This window comes from Pedobacter fastidiosus (assembly GCF_014306625.1).
In the GTDB taxonomy this organism is placed as follows: domain Bacteria; phylum Bacteroidota; class Bacteroidia; order Sphingobacteriales; family Sphingobacteriaceae; genus Pedobacter; species Pedobacter fastidiosus.
Map to the genome: position 1 here is coordinate 127,994 of NZ_JACRYL010000004.1, position 21,398 is coordinate 149,391.

Sequence of the window (21,398 nt, forward strand, 5' to 3'; positions counted from 1 at the left end):
TTGGTTTAAAAAACCACCAGAAATTGGAAGAGTTCTATCAGAACATTTTCAAAATAAAATGTATAAAGACTTTGATACTGTTGCTTATGATAGTGTTTTTGTTCATGTAATGGATAGTTTATCTAGATCTTTCGTAAATCCAAAAACAATCAAAGCCTTTTATTCTAATTTTAATTCTCAGCCCAAATTAGTATCCAAATTTTATATTGATGGAAGTTTAGATAGTTTGGGTTATTATTTACAGAATAGTACAGTTCATGGTTTTAATCCGAAGCTCTTTAAAACTGAAGAAATAAAAAGCTTGATTGAAGAATTAACAGCAAATAAATTTAAAAAGGTCGATGAAAGTTATCCTGTGATTGCAAAATTAGAACTGTTAACTGCCAATGCTTATTTAAATTATACCAATTATTTGAGGTTCGGAGTTGTAAATCCTCGCAATATTTTTTCTAGATATTATATTAAAGTTAAAAGGCCTGATAGTGTTGGTATGATGAATTTATTGGCTTCGGATAATTTACTTGATACTTTAAGAGCGGTTCAGCCCAAATCAGAGCAATATAAAGCCTTACAACAAGCATATTTAAATGCGTCAGGCGAAGATGAAAAGAGAATCTTGCTTTTAAATATGGAACGTTTTCGTTGGAAAATGCCAGAAACAGGCGAGAATTACGTTCAAGTTAATATTCCTGATTTTAAATTAACTTGGTTCGATAAGCAAGATACGGTGATTAGCATGAAAGTTTGCGTTGGAGGTAAACGCGAAACAGGCTACGAAGATAAGATGAAAGCTTTTGCGAAATCTGGCAATTTGGATGATAAGCCAAAAAATCATGAAACCCCATTATTGTTCAGTAAAATTAATTCTATCCAAGCTAATCCAATTTGGAATATTCCGGTAAGTATTGCGCAAAGTGAAATTTATTGGATGGCCAGAAAAGACCCTTATTATTTATCGAATAGTAACATTAAAGTTTATTACAAGGATAAATTAATTGGTGAACCAGACACCATTAATTGGAACAAATATTCGAGAGATAAATTGCCATTCAAGTTTAAACAAGGCTCTGGTGGAGGAAACGCATTGGGTAAATTCAAGTTTATTTTTGATAACAGTTCCAGCATCTATCTCCATGATACAAATAACAAAAATGGTTTCAACTTAACCAATAGAGCAATTAGTCATGGTTGCGTACGAATAGAAAAACCATTAGAATTTGCAGAGAAATTAGTTGGTGATAGTTATACTTACGACAAGTTAAGAGCTGAGGTTGATTTACCTCCAATTGACAGTACGCATGTAAAATGGTATAAAAAGAGGATGGCCGCTAAAGCAGATACTACTAAATCCTTCCAGTTAAAACCGGCTTGGTTCGGTCCAAAAAAAGCTGTCCCATTAATTATAACCTACATTACAGCTTGGTCTCAAAATGATAAAATTGAATACCGACCAGATGTTTATGGCATGGATGAGAAACTTTGGGTGGCTATGAAAAAGTTTAGATTATAGAAATTATTATTCGCTTTGATTGGCCGTATGATTGTTTCGGCCAGATATCAAATATTTATAGAAATCAAATTTGGATTTAAATTCCAAAATAATATATTTGTTAATAAACATTTAAACAAATAAAGCAGGCTGCAGGATATAAAATTAACGCTCAATCCTGATCGCTGTAGCCGTTCCTATATCCCTATTATTTAAGATAAAATTGCCTGCATTTCTTTATGGATTGCTGTTGCAGCTTTTGTCTGTCTTTTATTTGCGTTGTAAATGCAATATAGGAATTTCTACATCTCATTTTTTTTAAACAAAATATTTCAAAAATTAATTTTAACAATGGCTATTAATCTACAAAAAGGGCAAAAAATCGATATTGGATTATCCAAAATTACTGTTGGTTTGGGCTGGGATCCGAATGAGGGAACAGGCTTTGATTTCGACTTAGATGCTTCGGCATTTATGATCGATTCTAATCGCTTAATTCCAGTTGAAGAATATTTTATTTTCTATGGCAATACAGATTCTCCAGATCAGGCCTTACACCACACGGGTGATGATCCAACTGGTGGAAATAGTGCTACTGGAGATGATGAAAGCATTCAGGTTGATTTATCGAAAGTTGATGCCAATATTCAAGAAATTCTTTTTGTGGTAACTATTCACGATGCCATTAGCCGCAAACAAAATTATGGGCAGGTGAGAAATTCTTACATCCGTATTGTAGATGACAATAGTGGGGAGGAAGTAGCAAAATACGAGCTTGGAGAAGATTTTTCTATAGAAACAGGCGTTGAATTCGGTAGACTGTACAAACGAGAAGGTAAATGGAAATTCGAAGCCTCAGGCATTGGTTACCGCAAAGATTTATCTTTTTTTCTCTCTAAATATTTCAAAGGTCAAATTATAAAATAACCAACAACGCTCTTTATGGCAATAAATTTAGTAAAAGGTCAAACTATTGATCTTCGTAAAAATGATAAAGGTGAATCTTTCGATTTATCAAAAGTTACCATGGGTTTGGGATGGGATGTTCGACAAGCAAAAACTGGGTTTTTAGGTAAGCTTTTTGGTGCTAAAGAAGAAGAGTTTGATCTCGATGCCATTGCTTTCTTGCTCGATGGTAATGATAAAATCATGAATTTGGGCAGAACGGTAAATCAAAACGGGCGACAAATTGGGCTGTTTGAGGGCGATGCTATTTTCTTCAATTCCATGCGCCATCCATCCGTCAATATTTGGTTAACAGGTGACAATAGAACTGGAGCAGGTGATGGGGACGATGAGCAAATTATAGTGAAATTAGATGCGCTGGACAATATTTATCAAAAGATTGTTTTTGTAGTCTCCATTTATCAGGGAACGCAAAACAACCAACATTTTAGCATGGTAGAAAATGCTTTCATTCGTGCTGTAGATGCCAATGGAAAGGAAATAACACGTTACAGCCTTTCTGGAGATGCCTCTTTAAATGGCATGTGTACTATGGTTTTCGCCGAGGCTTATCGTAAAGATGGAGGCTGGAAATTCAGAGCAATTGGAGAACCTCATCAAACTGATAGTTTCTTAGAGGTTTTGAAGAAATACGCAAACTAAAAGAGTAATATAAATGGATGTTATTGAGTGAACTGAGAATATCATCCAATAAAAAAATTAACCAAATATGGCAATTAACCTGCAAAAAGGACAAAGGGAGGCAATAAGTGCCCCACAATTTACAATAGGACTCGGTTGGGATACCAACAGCGCATCTACAGGTAGCAGCTTCGATTTAGATACTTCAATTTTCGTTTTAGGTGAGAATAAAAGATTATTGTCTGATGCTCACTTTGTGTTCTACAACAACTTAAAAACACCAGACGGCGCAGTGGAACATACTGGCGATAACTTAACTGGTGATGGCGATGGAGACGATGAGCAAATTAAGGTAGATCTTTCTAAGATTGGTGCTGGAGCAGCAGAAATATGCATCGTGGTAACTGTGCATGATGCGGAAAACAGAAGACAAAACTTCGGACAAATCAGAAATTCTTACATCAGAATATTCGATGGTGCTAAAAATGAGATCCTTAAATATGAACTTGAGGAAGATTTCTCGATAGAAACGGCTGTAGAATTTGGAAGAATTTATAAACGTAACAATGAGTGGAAATTTGAGGCGATTGGCGTAGGGATGAAAGATGGACTTGAATTTTTCTTGAATAAGTATAACTAAAACTGAACTAAACAATGGCAATTAATTTATCAAAAGGGCAAAAAATCGATCTGCGTAAAGAGACTGGCGCAACTTTAACCAGTTTCTGTGTAGGTGTAAATTGGGGTGCAATAGAAACCAAAGGATTTTTAGGATTATCAACTAACAAACAAAGTGTAGATTTAGATCTAAGTTGCATTTTAATTGATGAAAACAATAATCTGTGCGATCACATTTATTCGCCACTTTATAATATCGATTTTTTGCAAAAATTTGGTTTGCCAAAAGGAAAGTTAGTTTCTTTAGATGGTGCTTTAAGACACACAGGAGATGATTTGCAAGGCGATTCTGGTGGTGATGATGGATTAGATAATGAGATTATTACCGTTGATTTATCGAAAATTGATCCAAAGGTGTCTAAAATTTTCTTCTTTTTAAATAATGTGGGTAAGGAAGATTTTTCTCAAATTCCTTATTCCAAAATTAGAATGTACGAGGGAACGCCAACGCATGTAAAAGAAGTTTTTGCATCTTATAATGTTTCTTCAGAACCAAGTTATGCGGGTAAAAAAGCCTTAATTATGGGTAAGCTTTACAAACGTAATGAGGAGTGGAAGTTCGATGCCATTGGCGATCCAACGGCTGATACTTTTTTAGGGCAAACTATTCATTTGATCATTAAATCCTATCTATAATGAACATTCAAAATATCGAGGGTTTATCTGGCGATCAAATTAGAAGTTTGGTAGCACAAGGTGGAAAATTTGTGATGTATAAATATTGCATTTCAGTAGTGTTGATGACATTTAACAATCCATCCGATTTTCATTTTATCCATCCGGGAAAAAGTAGGATTACGCCCGGTTTAGGGCATTTGTTCACCAACCTGTTTTTAGGTTGGTGGGGCATTCCATGGGGTCCAGTTTACACCATTGGCAATATTGCAACCATTTTAGGTGGTGGAAAAGATTATACAGCCGAAATTTTGGCGCACATTAATCAGAACGATCCTACTTACGGAACGGGTACGAGCTATAACATCCCAGGACAAAATAACGGCGGAAGTCCTTACAATATTCCAGCCTCAAATAACGAAAACACCAACACTTATAATATTCCTCAATAAAAAATATGAGAAGATTACCAGTTTACCTTTTGCTAGATACATCGGGTTCGATGAGTGGAGAGCCCATTGAGGCTGTAAAAAACGGTGTTCAGGTCATGATCAGTTCCTTGAGGCAGAACCCACAAGCTATTGAAACTGCTTTTTTAAGTGTAATTACTTTCGATAATGTGGCGCAACAAATTATTCCTTTAACTGATTTGGCATCTTTTCAAATGGTCGATATTAAGGCCACAGGAGTAACTGCATTGGGTGAGGCGCTAAAATTGGTTTCTAATAGAATTGAGAATGAGGTTATGAAAACCACAACCGAACAAAAAGGCGATTGGAAACCTTTGGTTTTTATTATGACGGATGGTGTGCCCACCGATGATTGGTTGCCTGGATTGAACGAATTTAAACGTCAAAAAGTTGCCTTTACAGTAGCTTGTGCAGCAGGATCTGGAGCTGATACGGGTGTTTTAAAGCAAATAACTGAAAATGTGGTGAGTTTAGATACTGCTGATTCGGCAAGTATTGGCAAGTTTTTTCAATGGGTTACAGCATCAATTGGTGTAACCTCTACCAAGGTTGAAGATGCTGGCAAAGAAATCAGTTTGCTTAAAGAACTTCCACCACCACCATCTGAATTAAATATTGTAGTTTAATAATTATGAGAAGATTACCGGTTTATTTTTTAATTGATACCTCAGGTTCTATGTATGGAGAACCGATTCAAGCTTTAAATAATGCCTTGAGTGGGATGATCAATACGTTGAGAGCTGATGCGCAAGCCTTGGATTCGCTATGGTTAAGCATGGTAACTTTCGATCGGGAGGTTAAGGAAATTGTTTCGCTTACAGAACTGGCCTCATTTCAACTTCCAGAAATTACCTGCCCACAAAGCGGACCAACACATACAGGCCAGGCTTTAGAGATGCTGTACGAAAAAGTGCAGGCTGATGTAATTAAAGGAAATCCAAACCAAAAAGGCGATTGGAAACCTTTATTGTTTTTGTTTACCGATGGAAAGCCAAGTGATTTGCAGCTGTACCGAGAGATGATACCGAAAATTAAATCGCTAAACTTTGGTGCAATTGTAGGTTGTGCTGCTGGTCATTCGGCAAATGATGCGCTCTTAAAAGAACTTACGCCCGATGTTGTGCATTTAGATACTGCCGATAGTTCTACTTTGAAGCAGTTTTTTAAATGGGTTTCAGAAACCATCGAACAGGGGAATAAAAGCCAGGGAACCGGCGAGAGCGTTGCCTTACCGCCACCACCAAATGAAATTACAGTGGTTATTTAATATGGGATTTTTTGGAGCAGTAAGTTTAATTATCTCCATAATTAGCTTAATCGTTAAATTCTCATCAAGCGGAAACGATGATAACACTTATCAAGATCATGAATCAGCAAGAGAAGTAGATCTTTTCCCTGAAACTACTCTAGATGGAATTTTGAACTGTTATGAAACTTTCAGGGTGCCTAATTTTAACATCCGCCACTTAGAATTCGATTTACGAAATGCAAATAGTGGAAAGTTTACGGTAAAGGCAAGTCAATTAGAAGGGAATTGCTTATACCTTAATGTTCAGTTTTTCGACGTATTTGATAGGAAAAGTAAAAGTGGAGAAATTCAGGAGTTTCAAAATAGCGTTAACACCTACTTTTCTATAAACTATTTGGAAGATACCAATAATGTGATTATTTATGGAGGTTCAAATTTCAATCAAAGAATAAAAGAGGGTTATAAAACCGTAGCAGCAGAAATTCGTAAAGTAATTTCTCCATGATATTAGCCTTTAAAATTTTTGTAAACGTTTTGATAGTCGGATTATTCCTATACTCAAAATTATTACCGCACCAAGATAAACTAAACAAGCCATACAAAAGTGCCTTTAATTTCTTTCAAAGCATTTTTCAGCCTGTACTAAGTTTGCTTAAATCTTTAATAAAACCATTTCAAGTAGGGCAGGGATTGGCTGTGGATATGACGCAGATCGCACTGCTCATTTTGCTCTTACTGTTAAATAATTATTTATAATATGAGAAGATTACCAATTTACTTTTTAATAGATATTTCTGAATCAATGGTTGGAGATCAAATTCAGCAAGTTGAGGAGGGAATGGCAACCATCATAAAAGCCATTAAAACAGATCCTTACGCCATAGAAACGGTGTGGATTTCGATTATTGTTTTCGCCGGACAAGCTAAAACATTGGTTCCATTGCAAGAAGTGGTAAGTTTTTATCCCCCAAAATTCCCCATTGGTGGCGGCACATCTTTGAGTAAGGGTTTGGGGCATTTAATGTTTCAAATGAGAAAGGATATTGTTAAAACAACCATGGAGCAAAAGGGCGATTGGAAACCAATTGTCTTCCTTTTTACCGATGGCGTGCCAACTGATGATACGAAAACTGCTATTTCTGAATGGAAACAGAATTGGCAACGAACCGCAAACATGGTTGCCATTTCTTTTGGCGATAGCACCGATACCCGAGTGTTATCAGAGCTTACCGAAAATGTTCTTCAGTTTAAAAATGCAGGTACAGAAGATTACAACAAGTTTTTTAAATGGGTAACTGATTCGATTAAAACGAGCAGCATTAGTGTAGAAAATAATGAATCGGGTTTTGAATTGGCCAAATTAGATGGCGATACACTTTCTAAGATCGATATTTCGAAAGCACCAATAAACAATCAATATATCGATAATAATTACGTGGTTTTATCGGCTAAATGCCAAAATACCAAGCGACCGTATTTAATGAAATATCGAAAGGTAATGAATGAATCTGGTTTTGAGGGGTTGAATTTACAAACTCAAGCTTATCGATTAGTTGGCGGTTTTCAGGTAGATAATTCTTATTATGAATTCTGCGATGAAAGCGCAAAGCAGCAAAAAGTAAACAGCGAAGAGCTAATTGGGGCGCCTGCTTGTCCTTGTTGTGGCAACCAATTTGGTTTAGCTGTTTGTGTTTGTCAGAAAATTCATTGTATTGGCAATGAAACGAGCAGTACTTGTCCTTGGTGTGGCAATGTAGGTAGCTATGGTTATGGCGAGGGTGGTTTTGATGTAGGAAGAGCTCAAGGCTAAGGTTATAAGCATGTTCGAAACCAAGCAATATATAGAAAGCCTGCTTCATGAAAATAATATTAACGTATTATCAATTAGGCAAAAACTTTTTGAGGAATATGTTAATGATGAATTTAATATTGAAGCGGTCAAACTGATTAAGGAAAAGCAGAAAATTATGATGGATAAATGGCTTTTGAAAAATAAGATAGAGGATATTTTAGCCAAGCAAATTATTATTCCTAATGCTACCGTGGGAAAACCTTATCAAGCAATTTTGGATTTTAATCAGCCAGATTTGCAAGATATTTCAGGTTTTGAGTTTGAAAACTTAACGCAATACGGATTAAATTTTGATTCTGAATTGAAGATAATCGAGGGAAATCCAAGTCAGAGTGGAGATTTTAAGGTTAAAATGAAATTTAGTGTTTTAGGAGAAGAGGAAAATACCGAGCCACATGAAAAATGGCTTTCACTTGTGATTAACGCCAACCCTAAATCCTTATGGAAAAACATAGCCAGCGATGAAGGGAAAGATGAGGATTGGAAAGCTAATAATTTTTGGAAAGCAGATAATGTTTCAGATTTTCAGCCGATTGGCGATAAACATATTGTAGTTGCTTCCAAAAGAGGAAGAAGCCATGCCAATGTTGGATCTTTTAGGGATGATGATTTCGGCTTTAAACACTATGAGGATAACGGTTGGAGCGTAGTTTGCGTTGCGGATGGTGCGGGAAGTGCAAAGCTGGCCAGACAAGGATCTAAAATTGCATGCGATGCGGTAATCGAATATTTTACTGCAAATTTGAATGACGAAAACTTAACAGCCTTTGATGAATTGCTCTTAGATCATCACCATAAAAAAGGAGAAGATACTCAAAAAAAGATTAGCCATTTTGTTTACAATAACCTTTCTAAAGCGGCATTTTATGCACATCATAAAATTGAGGAATTTGCGACAAAGGCAGAATCATCATTAAAAGATTTTCACAGCACACTAATTTTTGCCCTATTTAAAAAGTATGATTTTGGTTATGCTATTTTAACTTTTGGTGTGGGCGATTGCCCAATAGGTTTGCTAAATAAGGATTTAACCAATATTAAGTTGATGAATTGGCTCGATGTTGGCGAGTTTGGCGGTGGAACAAGATTCATCACCATGCCCGAAATCTTTAACAGCGATAAGTTTTCTACCCGTTTCGGATTTACATTAATCGAAGATTTTTCTTACCTCATGCTAATGACAGATGGAATTTACGACGCAAAATTTGTAGTGGAAGCCAACTTGGAAAAACTCGAAAAATGGAAAGATTTTGTGGAAGATTTACAAGGCGATAATGAAGATAAGGTTGCAGTTTCATTAGACGCATCAAACAACGAAATCGCCAATCAATTATCAACTTGGATGGATTTTTGGAGCTCTGGAAACCATGATGATAGAACTTTAGCTATAATTTTTTAGAACGAAAATATGTCTACAATCACGGTAAAATCAGCATTAACGGGGAATTCCTATCAATATGTAGATAATGGCGATCCTAAAAGTGGTACAGCCAAGAATGTATATTTTAGTCCAGACAGGAAATATGTTGTAGCTATTTTTAAAGAGAAACAAGATTTTAATCAAAAGGAACGTTTAACAAAAATCGTAACAAAATACCTGAACCAAATTCAAACCAAAGAAGCTGGGCAATATTATTTGGATGAAATTTATCGTTGGCCAACCGATATTATTGAAGCAAAGGATAAGATTGGAATCATCGTTCCAATTTACAATTCAAAGTTTTTCTTTTCAAAAGGATATTCCTCGAGCGATCTCATCAAGGGAGAAGAAAAAAATGGAAAATGGTTTGCTGGAGCTAAATTTAGAAATAGGCAATTTCCTTTAAATTTAGATCAAGCTGAATTAGGGAAGTGGCTAAACTATTTCCAAATCGGTGTTAACTTGTCACGTGGTGTAAAAAAAATGCACCAAATGGGACTTTCGCACTCTGATTTATCATACAACAATGTTTTAATCGATCCATCTACGGGTTCTGTCTGTATGATAGACTTGGATGGATTGGTTGTTCCGGGTTTATTTCAGGCAGAAGTGATTGGAACCGCCGATTTTATCGCTCCAGAAGTATTGGCAACCAAACATTTAAATAAAACAGATCCTGCAAGAAAGTTACCAAACCGTTTGACAGATTTGCATGCTTTGGCCTGTTTAATTTATATGTACTTATTACATCGCCACCCGTTAAAAGGCGGGAAAGTTCATGATTTGGATACCGAAAAAGACGATTTGTTGAGCATGGGAGAAAAAGCTTTATTTATTGAGCATCCAACTAACGCTGCCAATCGCCCCAAAATGAATCAAATTTCTAAGTGGGATACGTATTGGGCCGATGTAAATAAAATACCATATACCATTACTGGTCCATATTTGAAAACCTTGTTTGATAAGGCTTTTATAGATGGATTGCACAACCCGATGCAACGGCCAACTGCAGAGGAATGGGAGATAGGCTTGCTAAAAACTACCGATTTGATGCAGCAATGCAGTAATATTTATTGCGAACAAAAATGGTATGTTTTTGATAACACTTCAATACCAAAATGTCCGTTTTGTGGTACAAGCCATAAAGGAACATTGCCGATTTTAGATCTATATTATCAATTTAAACCTGGAGTTTGGAAACCAGAAAATCATCGATTAATGGTTTACAATAATCAATACTTATTTCAATGGCATGTAAACAGAAATGTAGTGAGGAACGAAAAATTAACCGCCGAACAAAAAATCCCTGTAGGTTATTTTACTTTCCATGAGGGGAAATGGGTTTTGGTAAATCAAAAATTAACTTCTTTGATTGATAAAACCGAAGAAAAAGAAATTCCCATTGGCTCGATGGTAGAATTAACTGATGGGAAGAAGTTATTACTATCAAAAGAAGATGGAGGAAGAGTGATTTTGGTAACGCTGGCTAACAAATAATTTATCAATCGTAATTTGTTTTGATTGCTGGTAAAGAAATCCCTTACTTTGTGTTGATTTTACACAAATAGAGGAATGATCAATCAAAACATCAAAATAGCTGTAGATGCCATCGTTTTTGGTTATGAAAAGGGAACATTATACGTTCTCGCTATTCAGCAACGCTTTGGTAAACTTGCTGATAGTTGGGTTTTGCCAGGTGGATTTATCTTGGATGATGAACCGTTGATTAACGCAGTGGAACGAGAGCTTAAGGAAGAAGCTGGCATAGCTGTGAATTACTTGGAGCAGTTGGGTACTTTTGGAGATGATGTTAATCGCGATGATCGTTTTAGGGTAATTTCAGTGGCTTATTTTGCTTTGGTAAATCCCAAAAACTTTGTTTTAAAAGCCGATACAGATGCCAAGGATGCAAAATGGTTTCCGATAAATGAAATCCCAAAGTTAGGTTTTGATCATGATGATATGGTTAAATTGGCTCATCAAAGGTTAAAGAGCAAGCTCACTTATCAACCCATCGGCTTTGATCTTTTAGATGCTGAATTTTTGTTCTCTGATTTGGAAAATTTGTATTGTACTATATTAGAACAAGATATCGATAGAAGAAATTTTAGAAAAAAAATTCTAAGTTTTGGAATAGTTAAGGAAACCAATAAAGTGGTAAAAATAGGTGCTAGCGGTCGTCCAGGCAAGCTTTTTAGTTTCGATAAACATAAATACAATCAACTTTTAAAGGAAAATTTCCAATTCGATATTAGGTTTGCGTAAAATAAACGCAAATTAATTTTTGAATTGTAAAAATCATTTTTATATTTGTGTAAATAATACGCAAATATATGTTGAATTTAAATCAAGGTTTCACTCCGCTAGGCGAAAATAACCAAATCGAATACAAATCTTTCTTGTTTGCAGGTGGTGAACCACACATTAAAATTTCAAATAATTTTGATGCAAATATTCCAATCACTATTACGCAAAGAATAAACTCTTTTAATGATCTCGGGATGATCTGCATAACTGTCGATGCCTTAAAAAGGATGGGTGTAAAGCAGATTGATCTTTTCATTCCATACTTTCCTGCGGCAAGGCAAGATCGGGTTATGATTTCTGGCGAGCCTTTATCGGTTAAGGTTTATGCCGATATTATCAACGCAATGGGCTTTGAAAGTGTTACCGTTTTCGATCCACATAGCGAAGTTACACCAGCTCTTTTAAATAATTGCATTACCATTTCTAACCACGAATTTATTAAGCAGGTTATTGCAAAAATTGGCAACGAAGTACAATTAATTTCTCCTGATGGCGGCGCTTTAAAGAAAATTTATAAGGTTTCTGAATTTTTAGGCGGTGCAGAAGTGGTAGAATGTTCAAAAAGTAGAGATGTTAAAACCGGAAAACTTTCGGGCTTTAAAGTATATGCTGATGATTTAAACCGATCCGATTGCTTAATTGTAGATGATATTTGTGATGGTGGCGGAACTTTTATCGGCCTTGCCGAAGAGCTAAATAACAAAAATGCTGGCAAATTATACTTGGCCATTAGTCACGGAATTTTTAGCAAAGGCTTTGATGAATTGAGTAAATACTTCGAGCAAATTTTCACAACCGACTCTATCAAGGAAGTTGAGCATGCAGGCGTAACTCAAATTAAATTACAGAACATTTTATCTTAAGAAAATGAATACGATACTTCCTCCGCAAAATATTCCATCTAATGGGATTTCTATATTTTTAGCTGGAACAATTGATATGGGAAATTCAATTGACTGGCAGCAATAGGTTGTTGAGAAATTGACAGCAGAGAAAGCTTTAAGCGGGCTAAATATATTTAATCTGCGGAGAAAAGATTGGGATAATAGCTGGACTCAAAGTATTGATAATGAGCAATTTTGTGAACAGGTAAACTGGGAATTGGATGCTATGGAAAAAGCAGATATCATTTTGCTTTTCTTATCTGGCGAATCGAAATCTCCGATATCGATGATGGAACTCGGGTTGTTTGCCGATTCGGGTAAATTAATGGTTTGCTGTGAGGCTGGTTTTTGGAGAAAAGGGAATATAGATATTGTTTGCAAACGTAAGGGAATCCCACAATTTCAAATATTATCTGACTTAACCTCGGCAGTAATTTCTGATTTGAATAGTAGGGTAATTCGTTAAGTTAAATATAAACAATGATGAAATACGATATAGATTGGTTAATTCAAGAAACCGAGAATAAAAAAGTCGATTTCTTAATGTTTTGGGGGCACCAGAAAAGCAGGGATAGTTCTATCATTAAAACTTGCTTGAGCCAATGGTGGGAGGCAACTTTTATGGAAAATGGCTTAAGCTATTTAACTGCTGAACATTATATGATGGCCAAAAAAGCAAGGTTATTTAACGATGAGGAGGTTTTTGAGAAGATCTTAACCAAAAAATTGCCTAAAGATGTAAAGGATTTAGGGCGACAAATTAAAAATTTTGATGCCTCAAAATGGGATGCTTATAAATTTGAAATCGTAAGGCAAGGTAATTTTCTCAAATTTTCTCAAAATGAAGATTTAAAGTCGTTCTTACTACAAACAAAAAATAAGGTTCTGGTAGAGGCAAGTCCTGTGGATTTGATTTGGGGAATAGGTTTAGCGGAGGATGATTTCAATGCAAGAATTCCTAAGAATTGGAAAGGCGAAAATTTGTTGGGCTTTGCCTTGATGGAAGTGAGGGATGAGATTTATACTAAATATTTAGATTATGAGCGCAGTTAAACTTATTGATGAACTTAAATTACCGCCATCTCTTTATAAATACAGATATTATTATCAAGATTCTATTCAGAAAAAGGTTTCAGCAGCTGTGAGTTCATTATATTCTATGGAATTGTACATTCCTTCTGCTGATACTTTTAATGATCCTTACGATTCAGCAATACCTTTTCGATATAATCCAAATGATTTAACAGAAGAAAATATCTATAAAAAGTGTTTACAATTAGCTGGACAACAATTTCCTAACGAATCTGCTGAATTTTTGCAAAATTACGCATATAAGAATCATAGAAAAGGCCTTTTAAATAACCCAGATCATATAGAACAGTTTGACATTGATACCTTTAAGAGATCTTGTAAAGATTTTGGAATATTTTGTTTAACTGAAGACCCAGTGAATACATTGATGTGGTCGTATTACGCAGATTCTCATTATGGTATTTGCATTGGTTATGATACCGAAAAACTTATTTCCTCTAAAATCTTTGGAATGGGTGGGAAAGTTATTTACAGAGATAATTTTCCTTTAATTCCTCTCTTTCCTGATGAGAACCACCATCACTTTCTTAATTTATTTTACACTAAATGGAATGTCTGGTCACATGAAAATGAGTATAGATTGTTACATACTTATAAAAACGGCAAAGTACATAAAATTGATTCTGAGTTTATTACAGAGGTAATTCTCGGATGTAAATTCAGAGAAGAGGATAAGCTTCCATTTGCTGAAAAATTGATAAAAATTTATCCTCATATTCTTGTAAGTGAGATTAAGATGAATAAGGAGAAATTTGAATTGGAGAAAAAAGAAGTCATAAATGGTAAGAGTACTCTTTTTTAAATTTAACAATATTTATATTGAATTTCAATCATGAGAACATTAGTTATCGGAGATATTCACGGCGGTTTAAAGGGTTTGATCCAATTATTTCAAAGAGCCGAAATTACGCCAAATGATAAATTAATTTTTCTTGGCGATTATGTTGATGGTTGGAGTGAGGCTGCTCAAACCATCGATTATCTTTTGAAATTGGAAGAAAACCATCAATGTATTTTTATCAGGGGAAACCACGATGTTTGGTGTTACGATTGGCTGAAGAAAGCGACAATCGATGAGGTTTGGTATCTCCACGGAGGAAAAGAAACAATAAAAAGTTACGAGAACTTAGAAAATTCTGCAAAGCAAAATCATTTAAATTTCTTTGAGCGGATGAAAGATTATTACATCGATGAACAGAATAATCTATTCATTCATGCAGGTTTTTCCTCTATGCATGGTCCAGAAAAAGAACGCTATTCATCAAATTATTCTTGGGATAGAACCCTTTGGGAAATGGCGATTACCATGGACACCAGAATTAAGAAAGATTCTGCATTGTACCCAAAGAGGTTGCTGCTTTTTAACGAAATATACATTGGCCACACACCAACACTTTATTACAATGAAGATATTCCGATGAACGGATGCAATGTTTGGAACATTGATACAGGCGCTGCATTTACCGGAAAATTAACTGGCTTAGATATTAATACAAAACAGTTTTGGCAAAGCGATTCACTTCAAAAGCTTTATCCAAACGAAAAAGGAAGAAATAAAAATTAACAATAAAACATAAAACCATGAATCCATTATTATTAACAGATGGCTATAAAGTAGATCATCGCAGGCAATACCCAGACAACACAACCTTAGTTTATTCTAACTGGACACCAAGAAAAAGCCGATTGGAAAATGTAAGCCATGTCGTTTTATTTGGCTTGCAATATTTTATTAAGAAATACATTATTGAAGATTTCAATCAGAATTTCTTTGCGCAGCCAAAAGAAGATATCCTAAAAAAATACGCTCGTAGAATAAATAATTATTTAGGCGAAAATTTGGTTGGAACAGAACATATTGGCGATTTGCACGATTTAGGCTATATCCCGATGGTTTTTAAATCGCTACCAGAGGGCGCTGAAGTTCCTTTGCGGGTACCCATGTTTACCATGTACAACACCAAACCAGAATTTTTCTGGCTAACTAATTATTTCGAAACATTACTTTCTGCGGTGGTTTGGTTGCCATGCAATTCTGCTACCGTTGCGAAACAATACAGAATAATATTGGATAAATATGCCGCTGAAACGTCGTCTGTTCCTGAATTTGTGGATTGGCAAGGTCACGATTTTTCGATGCGTGGCATGGGCGGAATAGAAGCTGCTATAACTTCGGCGGCTGGTCATTTATTAAGTTTTACAGGTACAGATACCATTCCTGCCATCGAGTTTCTGGAAGAATACTACAATGCAAATTCCGATTTGGAGCTGATTGGCGGATCGGTAGCCGCAACCGAGCACTCGGTAATGTGTATGGGTACAAACACCGGCGAATTGGAAACTTTTAAACGTTTAATTTTAGAAGTTTATCCGAAAGGAATTGTTTCCATAGTTTCTGATACTTGGGATTTATGGAAAGTTTTAACCGAATATTTGCCTCAATTAAAGGAAAATATTATTGCAAGACCAGGTAAAGTTGTTATCCGTCCAGATTCTGGGGATCCTGTTGATATTATTTGCGGTAACCCTAATGGTAAAAACGAGAACGAGCGAAAAGGTGTTATTGAGCTGCTTTGGGATGTTTTTGGCGGCAAAACCAACGATAAGGGTTTTAAGGAGCTGGTTCCACAAATCGGTGCAATTTACGGCGATAGCATTACAACAGAGCGTGCAACACAAATTTGCGAAAAATTAAAGACTAAAGGTTTTGCATCAACAAATGTGGTTTTCGGCATTGGTTCGTTTACCTATCAGTATAACACGAGAGATACTTTTGGCTTTGCCATGAAAGCAACTTACGGTGAAGTAGATGGCGTTGGTAGAGAGATTTTCAAAGATCCAATTACTGATGATGGTACTAAAAAATCGGCAAAGGGATTACTCCAGATTTTTAAAAATGCTGCTGGCGAATACGAACTGAAAGATCAGTGTACTTGGGAGGAAGAAGCGCAGGGCGAATTGAAAGAAGTTTTTAGAGATGGCAAACTATTGATCGATTATTCTCTTGCTGAAATTAGAGAAAGGCTAAAGAATAGTTAACTTCGCCAAGTTTTAATCGACTAGCTTTTTTGTTGGTCGATTAATTTTTTTTAAAGATTACCATGCAAGAAAATTCCAATTTTAACCATCAGGCAGATATAGTTAATAGTGCCACTAGATTTATAAATTCTTGGTTTAAGCAATCAAAATCGATTACTGAAGAATTGAATGATTTTTTCATTCTTCCAAATGGCAAAGTAATTGGTAAGGATGTGATCCTTAGTAGACTGAAAGGTATCTTCGGTAAATCTGACGAATATGTTGGTGGAAGGTATGATATTATTGATGTTAATTTAGAATTGCTGAGCAATGGTAAAGGAATGGGATTTGTTGAAGGCGTTGCGGGTTATAGAGATGTACTTCAAAAAGAATCAAAGATAGTAAGCGGACCATTTAAACTTTTTTTCGCTTTGCAGGGTAGAGAATGGAAGATTGTTAATATTGAATTTCCGGGGTTTATTTATTAATAAACTATCCTTTTAGTTTTTTATTTGTAGATTGTTATTCTTTATTGAAATTATGAGAAATCTACTTATTATTATTTGCGTTTCAACATTAGTTTCTTGTAATCAAAACTCAAAAACTATCAAGTTAGATGACAGTGTTGCAGTGGTTGCTCCAATGAAAAAAGACTTATCAAATGTAGGTCAGCCGCAATTCCCATTATCAGAAATAACTAAAGATTTTCTTACTTATTGGACCTATCATACGCACTATGTTAAACTTTATAATAAATTTTTGGCTTTTGACGAAGCTGGAAAGGAAATCAAAAAATTAGCTTTTCTTGAAAAATTGAAGTCTGGCAATTATCTACCGTTGTTGTTAAACTCTAAAAATGACACCTTAAATTATAAATTAACTAAAATTCCTGCAAAATCGTTTAAAGATTTATCATCTGTGATTAGCAATGATGCAATTACTGAAATTAAACATTTTAAATTGGAAGGTAAACCAGTTCCACCTTTCAAGTTCAAAGATGTTAACGGAATCGAATATTCATCAGCCAATACAAGAGGGAAAATTGTGCTTTTTAAATGCTGGTTTATTGGTTGTGTGGCCTGTGTAAAAGAAATGCCAAAATTAAATCAGCTTGTAGCTTTCTATAAAAATAGAAAAGATATTGTTTTTATAAGTTTGGCGCCAGATAACGACAAAGCCTTAAAAGAGTTTTTTACCAAAACAAAATTCGATTATAGTATTGTTGGTAATCAAGATCAGTATATTTCTAAAGTTCTAGATGTTAATATATTTCCAACGCACATTATAATTAGTAAGATTGGAAATATCGTTAGCGTAGTAAATAATGGTGATGATGTTGAAACAATTTTGAATGCCCAAGCCAAGCTATAATATTAATTGCTTTCAATTTTCCACTATCCATATTTTTTCTATCTTTGATTTTTAATGAATTTCCTTTATCCGGGCTTTCTTTTCGCACTATTATCGGTTGCTATCCCGGTCATTATTCATTTATTCAATTTTAGGAAATTTAAAAAGGTTCATTTCTCTAATGTTCAGCTTTTAAAGGAAGTAGAGCAACAAAATTCTTCAAGAGAGAAACTCAAAAATCTACTCATTTTACTTTCCAGAATTTTAGCCATAATCTTTTTGGTATTGGCATTTGCCCAACCTTACATTCCCCAAAACAATCAAAAAAATAGTGGACTAAATAATTCGGTCAGTATTTATATTGATAATTCATATAGTATGGAAGCCGTTAATAAAGATGGCAACTTACTTGATGAAGCTAAAAGAAGAGCTAAAGAATTAATTAAGGGTTTTGGATTAAATGATCGTTTCCAGCTCTTAACCAACGATTTTGAAGGCAAGCATCAGCGATTGCTTAATGAGGAAGAATTTTTGAAAGCCTTAGATGATGTCAAAATTTCATCAGTTTCTCGAAATCTTCAGCAAATTTTAAACCGACAAGGAAATGTTTTAACGGGTTCGGAAAATAAATACAGTTTTGTAATCTCCGATTTTCAGAAAAACATTTCAACAAATCACAAGCTTGAAACTAAACCAGAGATTCAGTATTCATTTTTAAAACTAAACGCAACAACTTTGCCCAATGTTGCTGTAGATAGTGTTTGGGCACTTTCGCCAAACCACCAGCCCGGTGCAAACGAGAAAATAGTAGTACAGTTAAAAAACTATTCGGATGAAGAAGCCGTAAACATTCCTTTGAAGTTGAACATCAACAATCAACAGAAAGGTTTAAGCTCGGTAAGTATTCCGGCAGGGAAGATAAAAAGAGATACCTTGAGTTTTTCAGGATTAAAATCAGGTTGGCAAAAAGGAATTATAACGATTAAAGATTTTCCGGTAACTTTTGATGATTCTCTTTCTTTCAGTTTTAAAGTTGATGAAAATTTACCTGTATTAAGCATCAATGGAGCAACCGCAGGAAATTACATTAAATCTCTTTTTGGAGTTGATCCATATTATAAACTTACCGAAAATGCAGAAACTAATGTTAACTATAGCGGTTTCTCCAACTTTGGTTTAATTGTATTAAACGGATTAAAAAATCCTTCGACTGGCTTGGCGCAACAGCTCAAAACTTATTTAAATACTGGTGGTTCTGTGGTAATATTTCCAGATCTTGATGCTGACATTCAAAATTACAATTCATTTTTGAGCAACCTTTCCTTGCCCAATATCCAAGCCTTAAACACTATAGCTACTAAGGTTGACAAAATAGATTTAGAAAATCCCATTTTCAAAACTGTATTTGAGCAGGTTCCTAAAAATTTAGATTTACCAACAGTTAACCGGTATTTTTCTTTCGCAGAGAATAACAAATCGAACAAAGAGAATATTATGGAACTGCCGGGTGGAAAATTGTTTGTTGCGAAATATGGAATTGGTAGTGGGCAAATTTATTTGTCAGCTACAGGTTTAAATGCAAACGATGGAAACTTTGCACGTCACCCCGTTTTTGTGCCCTTAATGTATCGCCTAGCTTTAAATGGCGGACAGGAGCAAAAATTATATTCCAGTTTGGGCAACGATAATGCCTTAACGAGTAAGCAGATCAGCTTGGGTAAAAATCAAACTTTAAAACTTACTTCTAAAAATTTCGAAGCGATTCCTGAAGTCCGTCAGGCAGGTGGAAAAACAATTATTTATACGGCCGATCAAATAAAAACCGCTGGCTTTTACAATCTGGAATTAGCCGATTCATTACTGGCAGTTTATAGTTTTAATAATAGCAGAACAGAATCTGATCTGCATTATCTAAGTAAAACCGAGTTAGATCATTTGGCTGAAAAAAGTAATCTGAAGATATTCGATACGGATAAAGATGCCGTAAAATTAATTGCTGGCGGAAACAAAATCGGACAGACTTTATGGAAACTTTGTCTAATTTTGTCGCTGATTTTTATTGCAATCGAAATTTTGCTCATCAGATTTTTTAATAACCCTAAAAAAACAATATGAATCTCCTTGTTAAGAACATAACAATCGTCGATCCGCAAAGTAATTTTAACAAACAGCAATGCGATTTGCGGGTAGTTGATGGTAAAATTAAAAACATAGGCAAACTCGAAGCCGAAAAAAACGAATCTGTTTTTGATGCTGAAGGTGCTTTCTTAACTCCTGGATTTTTCGATTTAAACTGCGTTGCCGGAGATCCTGGTTACGAAACCAAAGAAGATATTGAAACATTAACGGCAACCGCCAAAGCGGGAGGTTTTACAGGGTTGGCCTTATTGCCTCAGGCAAATCCAGTGGTACAATCAAAATCTCAGGTAGAATACATTATCAATAAAGCAAAAAACAATCTGGTTGATGTAATGCCGATTGGTGCCATTAGTCAAAATAGAGAGGCTAAAGAACTTGCCGAGCTCTTTGATATGCAAAGAGCAGGTGCGGTGGCCTTTTCTGATGGAGATCGGGCATTGCAAGATGATGGTTTTATGAGTCGGGCTTTGCAATACGCCAAAGGTTTCGACGCTTTATTAATGGTTTATCCCGAAAACAAATCGATTGCTGGGAAATCGCAAATTAACGAGAGCAAAAATTCTGTACTTTTAGGTATGAAAGGTTTGCCTGCCTTGGCAGAAGAAATGCATATTGCCCGCGATATTTTCTTGGCCACTTATAACGAAACTAAAATTCACATCAATAATATTTCTACAGCGGGTTCAGTTTCGCTAATTCGTAAAGCCAAAAAGGATGGCGTTCAAGTTACTTGCGATGTAACAGCGCATCATTTGGTATTTACCGAAGAGCTTTTAAATGATTTTGATAGCAATTATAAGGTAAAACCACCATTGCGAGGTAAAGCCGATGTTAAGGCCTTAATTGCAGGTTTAAAAGACGGAACAATAGATGCAATTACTTCTCAGCATCGCCCAGAAGAAATAGAATTTAAAAGTGTTGAATTTGAAATTGCCCATTATGGAATCATTGCTTTGCAAACCGTTTTGCCATTATTGTTAAAGGCTGGATTGGATGTAAGTTTAATTGCCGAGAAATTAGCCATTAACCCACGTAAATTATTAAATTTAAATATTCCGGTAATTGAAGAAGGTGCAGAGGCAAATTTCACAGTTTTCGCTACTGATGAGAAATGGATGTACAATGCTTCTAGCAATTATTCGAAATCGGCTAATAATCCGCTAATGGGTACCGAATTGACTGGAAAAGTAATACTAGTATATAACAACAATCAATACCAAGAAAACTAAAAGTTAAAAGACTAAAGCT

Annotated in this window: 24 protein-coding genes; all 24 read left to right on the forward strand. The window is 35.2% G+C overall.

Translation table 11 applies throughout. The features are described from left to right. Positions 1-58: 58 nt before the first annotated feature. The 24 genes from H7U22_RS05670 to H7U22_RS05785 all read left to right on the forward strand — a co-directional run bounded on the left by H7U22_RS05670 (position 59) and on the right by H7U22_RS05785 (position 21,379). On the forward strand, positions 59-1,510 hold the full coding sequence (locus H7U22_RS05670) for a L,D-transpeptidase family protein (RefSeq protein ID WP_248284689.1): 1,452 nt from the start codon (positions 59-61) through the stop codon (positions 1,508-1,510). Between the two features lie 330 nt (positions 1,511-1,840). After that, on the forward strand, positions 1,841-2,416 hold the full coding sequence (locus tag H7U22_RS05675; RefSeq protein WP_187070378.1) for a TerD family protein: 576 nt from the start codon (positions 1,841-1,843) through the stop codon (positions 2,414-2,416). A gap of 15 nt (positions 2,417-2,431) precedes the next feature. After that, positions 2,432-3,097, forward strand: coding sequence for a TerD family protein (locus H7U22_RS05680; RefSeq protein WP_187070379.1), 666 nt, complete (start codon positions 2,432-2,434; stop codon positions 3,095-3,097). Positions 3,098-3,164: 67 nt separating this feature from the next. Beyond that, entirely contained in the window at positions 3,165-3,716 is a 552-nt protein-coding gene (locus H7U22_RS05685) for a TerD family protein (protein WP_187070380.1), read from the forward strand. A gap of 14 nt (positions 3,717-3,730) precedes the next feature. After that, positions 3,731-4,390: a TerD family protein gene (locus H7U22_RS05690; RefSeq protein WP_187070381.1), complete on the forward strand. Its 660-nt coding sequence runs from the start codon at positions 3,731-3,733 to the stop codon at positions 4,388-4,390. Then, positions 4,390-4,821, forward strand: coding sequence for a hypothetical protein (locus H7U22_RS05695; protein ID WP_187070382.1), 432 nt, complete (start codon positions 4,390-4,392; stop codon positions 4,819-4,821). The genes H7U22_RS05690 and H7U22_RS05695 overlap by 1 nt, the downstream gene beginning before the upstream one ends. Before the next feature lie 5 nt (positions 4,822-4,826). Continuing rightward, complete coding sequence (locus H7U22_RS05700; protein WP_187070383.1) at positions 4,827-5,465, forward strand: vWA domain-containing protein; 639 nt, start codon at positions 4,827-4,829, stop codon at positions 5,463-5,465. Positions 5,466-5,470: 5 nt separating this feature from the next. Further along, complete coding sequence (locus H7U22_RS05705) at positions 5,471-6,106, forward strand: vWA domain-containing protein (protein WP_187070384.1); 636 nt, start codon at positions 5,471-5,473, stop codon at positions 6,104-6,106. Continuing rightward, positions 6,084-6,593 carry a hypothetical protein gene (locus H7U22_RS05710; protein WP_187070385.1) on the forward strand — a complete coding sequence of 170 codons (510 nt, stop codon included), beginning with the start codon at positions 6,084-6,086 and terminating at the stop codon, positions 6,591-6,593. The genes H7U22_RS05705 and H7U22_RS05710 overlap by 23 nt, the downstream gene beginning before the upstream one ends. A 252-nt stretch (positions 6,594-6,845) precedes the next feature. After that, the gene (locus H7U22_RS05720; RefSeq protein WP_187070387.1) at positions 6,846-7,898 is read left to right on the forward strand and encodes a TerY-C metal binding domain-containing protein; all 1,053 of its coding nucleotides are present in this window, start codon (positions 6,846-6,848) and stop codon (positions 7,896-7,898) included. Between the two features lie 10 nt (positions 7,899-7,908). Beyond that, entirely contained in the window at positions 7,909-9,339 is a 1,431-nt protein-coding gene (locus H7U22_RS05725; protein ID WP_187070388.1) for a PP2C family serine/threonine-protein phosphatase, read from the forward strand. Between the two features lie 9 nt (positions 9,340-9,348). Beyond that, complete coding sequence (locus tag H7U22_RS05730) at positions 9,349-10,857, forward strand: helix-hairpin-helix domain-containing protein (RefSeq protein WP_187070389.1); 1,509 nt, start codon at positions 9,349-9,351, stop codon at positions 10,855-10,857. Positions 10,858-10,932: 75 nt separating this feature from the next. After that, a complete protein-coding gene (locus H7U22_RS05735) occupies positions 10,933-11,625 on the forward strand; it encodes an NUDIX hydrolase (RefSeq protein WP_187070390.1) in 693 nt (230 codons plus the stop codon). A 68-nt stretch (positions 11,626-11,693) separates the two neighbouring features. Next, positions 11,694-12,530: a ribose-phosphate diphosphokinase gene (gene prs / locus H7U22_RS05740; protein WP_187070391.1), complete on the forward strand. Its 837-nt coding sequence runs from the start codon at positions 11,694-11,696 to the stop codon at positions 12,528-12,530. A 4-nt stretch (positions 12,531-12,534) separates the two neighbouring features. After that, entirely contained in the window at positions 12,535-12,636 is a 102-nt protein-coding gene (locus tag H7U22_RS22820; RefSeq protein WP_222621801.1) for a nucleoside 2-deoxyribosyltransferase domain-containing protein, read from the forward strand. A 12-nt stretch (positions 12,637-12,648) separates the two neighbouring features. Beyond that, positions 12,649-13,017, forward strand: a complete 369-nt coding sequence (locus H7U22_RS05745) for a nucleoside 2-deoxyribosyltransferase domain-containing protein (protein WP_222621802.1) — start codon at positions 12,649-12,651, stop codon at positions 13,015-13,017. Between the two features lie 14 nt (positions 13,018-13,031). Next, positions 13,032-13,604: an NADAR family protein gene (locus H7U22_RS05750; protein ID WP_248284690.1), complete on the forward strand. Its 573-nt coding sequence runs from the start codon at positions 13,032-13,034 to the stop codon at positions 13,602-13,604. Further along, positions 13,591-14,445: a DUF2971 domain-containing protein gene (locus H7U22_RS05755; protein WP_187070392.1), complete on the forward strand. Its 855-nt coding sequence runs from the start codon at positions 13,591-13,593 to the stop codon at positions 14,443-14,445. The genes H7U22_RS05750 and H7U22_RS05755 overlap by 14 nt, the downstream gene beginning before the upstream one ends. 30 nt (positions 14,446-14,475) lie before the next feature. Continuing rightward, a complete protein-coding gene (locus tag H7U22_RS05760; protein WP_222621803.1) occupies positions 14,476-15,207 on the forward strand; it encodes a metallophosphoesterase family protein in 732 nt (243 codons plus the stop codon). Between the two features lie 17 nt (positions 15,208-15,224). After that, the gene (locus H7U22_RS05765; protein ID WP_187070393.1) at positions 15,225-16,682 is read left to right on the forward strand and encodes a nicotinate phosphoribosyltransferase; all 1,458 of its coding nucleotides are present in this window, start codon (positions 15,225-15,227) and stop codon (positions 16,680-16,682) included. Positions 16,683-16,744: 62 nt separating this feature from the next. Next, the gene (locus H7U22_RS05770; RefSeq protein ID WP_187070394.1) at positions 16,745-17,149 is read left to right on the forward strand and encodes a hypothetical protein; all 405 of its coding nucleotides are present in this window, start codon (positions 16,745-16,747) and stop codon (positions 17,147-17,149) included. 52 nt (positions 17,150-17,201) lie between these two features. Beyond that, positions 17,202-18,032, forward strand: coding sequence for a TlpA family protein disulfide reductase (locus H7U22_RS05775; RefSeq protein WP_187070395.1), 831 nt, complete (start codon positions 17,202-17,204; stop codon positions 18,030-18,032). A gap of 54 nt (positions 18,033-18,086) precedes the next feature. Next, positions 18,087-20,126, forward strand: a complete 2,040-nt coding sequence (locus H7U22_RS05780; RefSeq protein ID WP_187070396.1) for a BatA domain-containing protein — start codon at positions 18,087-18,089, stop codon at positions 20,124-20,126. Continuing rightward, entirely contained in the window at positions 20,123-21,379 is a 1,257-nt protein-coding gene (locus H7U22_RS05785) for a dihydroorotase (protein ID WP_187070397.1), read from the forward strand. Before H7U22_RS05780 ends, H7U22_RS05785 begins: the two co-directional genes overlap by 4 nt. The last annotated feature ends 19 nt before the right edge of the window (positions 21,380-21,398 follow it).

Coding starts and splice junctions, on each gene's coding strand:
- H7U22_RS05780 (WP_187070396.1), top strand. CDS start 18,087: ATGAATTTCCTTTATCCGGGCTTTCTTTTCGCACTATTATCGGTTGCT.
- H7U22_RS05680 (WP_187070379.1), top strand. CDS start 2,432: ATGGCAATAAATTTAGTAAAAGGTCAAACTATTGATCTTCGTAAAAAT.
- H7U22_RS05700 (WP_187070383.1), top strand. CDS start 4,827: ATGAGAAGATTACCAGTTTACCTTTTGCTAGATACATCGGGTTCGATG.
- H7U22_RS05750 (WP_248284690.1), top strand. CDS start 13,032: ATGATGAAATACGATATAGATTGGTTAATTCAAGAAACCGAGAATAAA.
- H7U22_RS05755 (WP_187070392.1), top strand. CDS start 13,591: ATGAGCGCAGTTAAACTTATTGATGAACTTAAATTACCGCCATCTCTT.
- H7U22_RS05725 (WP_187070388.1), top strand. CDS start 7,909: ATGTTCGAAACCAAGCAATATATAGAAAGCCTGCTTCATGAAAATAAT.
- H7U22_RS05765 (WP_187070393.1), top strand. CDS start 15,225: ATGAATCCATTATTATTAACAGATGGCTATAAAGTAGATCATCGCAGG.
- H7U22_RS05695 (WP_187070382.1), top strand. CDS start 4,390: ATGAACATTCAAAATATCGAGGGTTTATCTGGCGATCAAATTAGAAGT.
- H7U22_RS05705 (WP_187070384.1), top strand. CDS start 5,471: ATGAGAAGATTACCGGTTTATTTTTTAATTGATACCTCAGGTTCTATG.
- prs (WP_187070391.1), top strand. CDS start 11,694: ATGTTGAATTTAAATCAAGGTTTCACTCCGCTAGGCGAAAATAACCAA.
- H7U22_RS05710 (WP_187070385.1), top strand. CDS start 6,084: ATGAAATTACAGTGGTTATTTAATATGGGATTTTTTGGAGCAGTAAGT.
- H7U22_RS05760 (WP_222621803.1), top strand. CDS start 14,476: ATGAGAACATTAGTTATCGGAGATATTCACGGCGGTTTAAAGGGTTTG.
- H7U22_RS05670 (WP_248284689.1), top strand. CDS start 59: ATGTATAAAGACTTTGATACTGTTGCTTATGATAGTGTTTTTGTTCAT.
- H7U22_RS22820 (WP_222621801.1), top strand. CDS start 12,535: ATGAATACGATACTTCCTCCGCAAAATATTCCATCTAATGGGATTTCT.
- H7U22_RS05775 (WP_187070395.1), top strand. CDS start 17,202: ATGAGAAATCTACTTATTATTATTTGCGTTTCAACATTAGTTTCTTGT.
- H7U22_RS05685 (WP_187070380.1), top strand. CDS start 3,165: ATGGCAATTAACCTGCAAAAAGGACAAAGGGAGGCAATAAGTGCCCCA.
- H7U22_RS05720 (WP_187070387.1), top strand. CDS start 6,846: ATGAGAAGATTACCAATTTACTTTTTAATAGATATTTCTGAATCAATG.
- H7U22_RS05735 (WP_187070390.1), top strand. CDS start 10,933: ATGATCAATCAAAACATCAAAATAGCTGTAGATGCCATCGTTTTTGGT.
- H7U22_RS05770 (WP_187070394.1), top strand. CDS start 16,745: ATGCAAGAAAATTCCAATTTTAACCATCAGGCAGATATAGTTAATAGT.
- H7U22_RS05675 (WP_187070378.1), top strand. CDS start 1,841: ATGGCTATTAATCTACAAAAAGGGCAAAAAATCGATATTGGATTATCC.
- H7U22_RS05785 (WP_187070397.1), top strand. CDS start 20,123: ATGAATCTCCTTGTTAAGAACATAACAATCGTCGATCCGCAAAGTAAT.
- H7U22_RS05690 (WP_187070381.1), top strand. CDS start 3,731: ATGGCAATTAATTTATCAAAAGGGCAAAAAATCGATCTGCGTAAAGAG.
- H7U22_RS05730 (WP_187070389.1), top strand. CDS start 9,349: ATGTCTACAATCACGGTAAAATCAGCATTAACGGGGAATTCCTATCAA.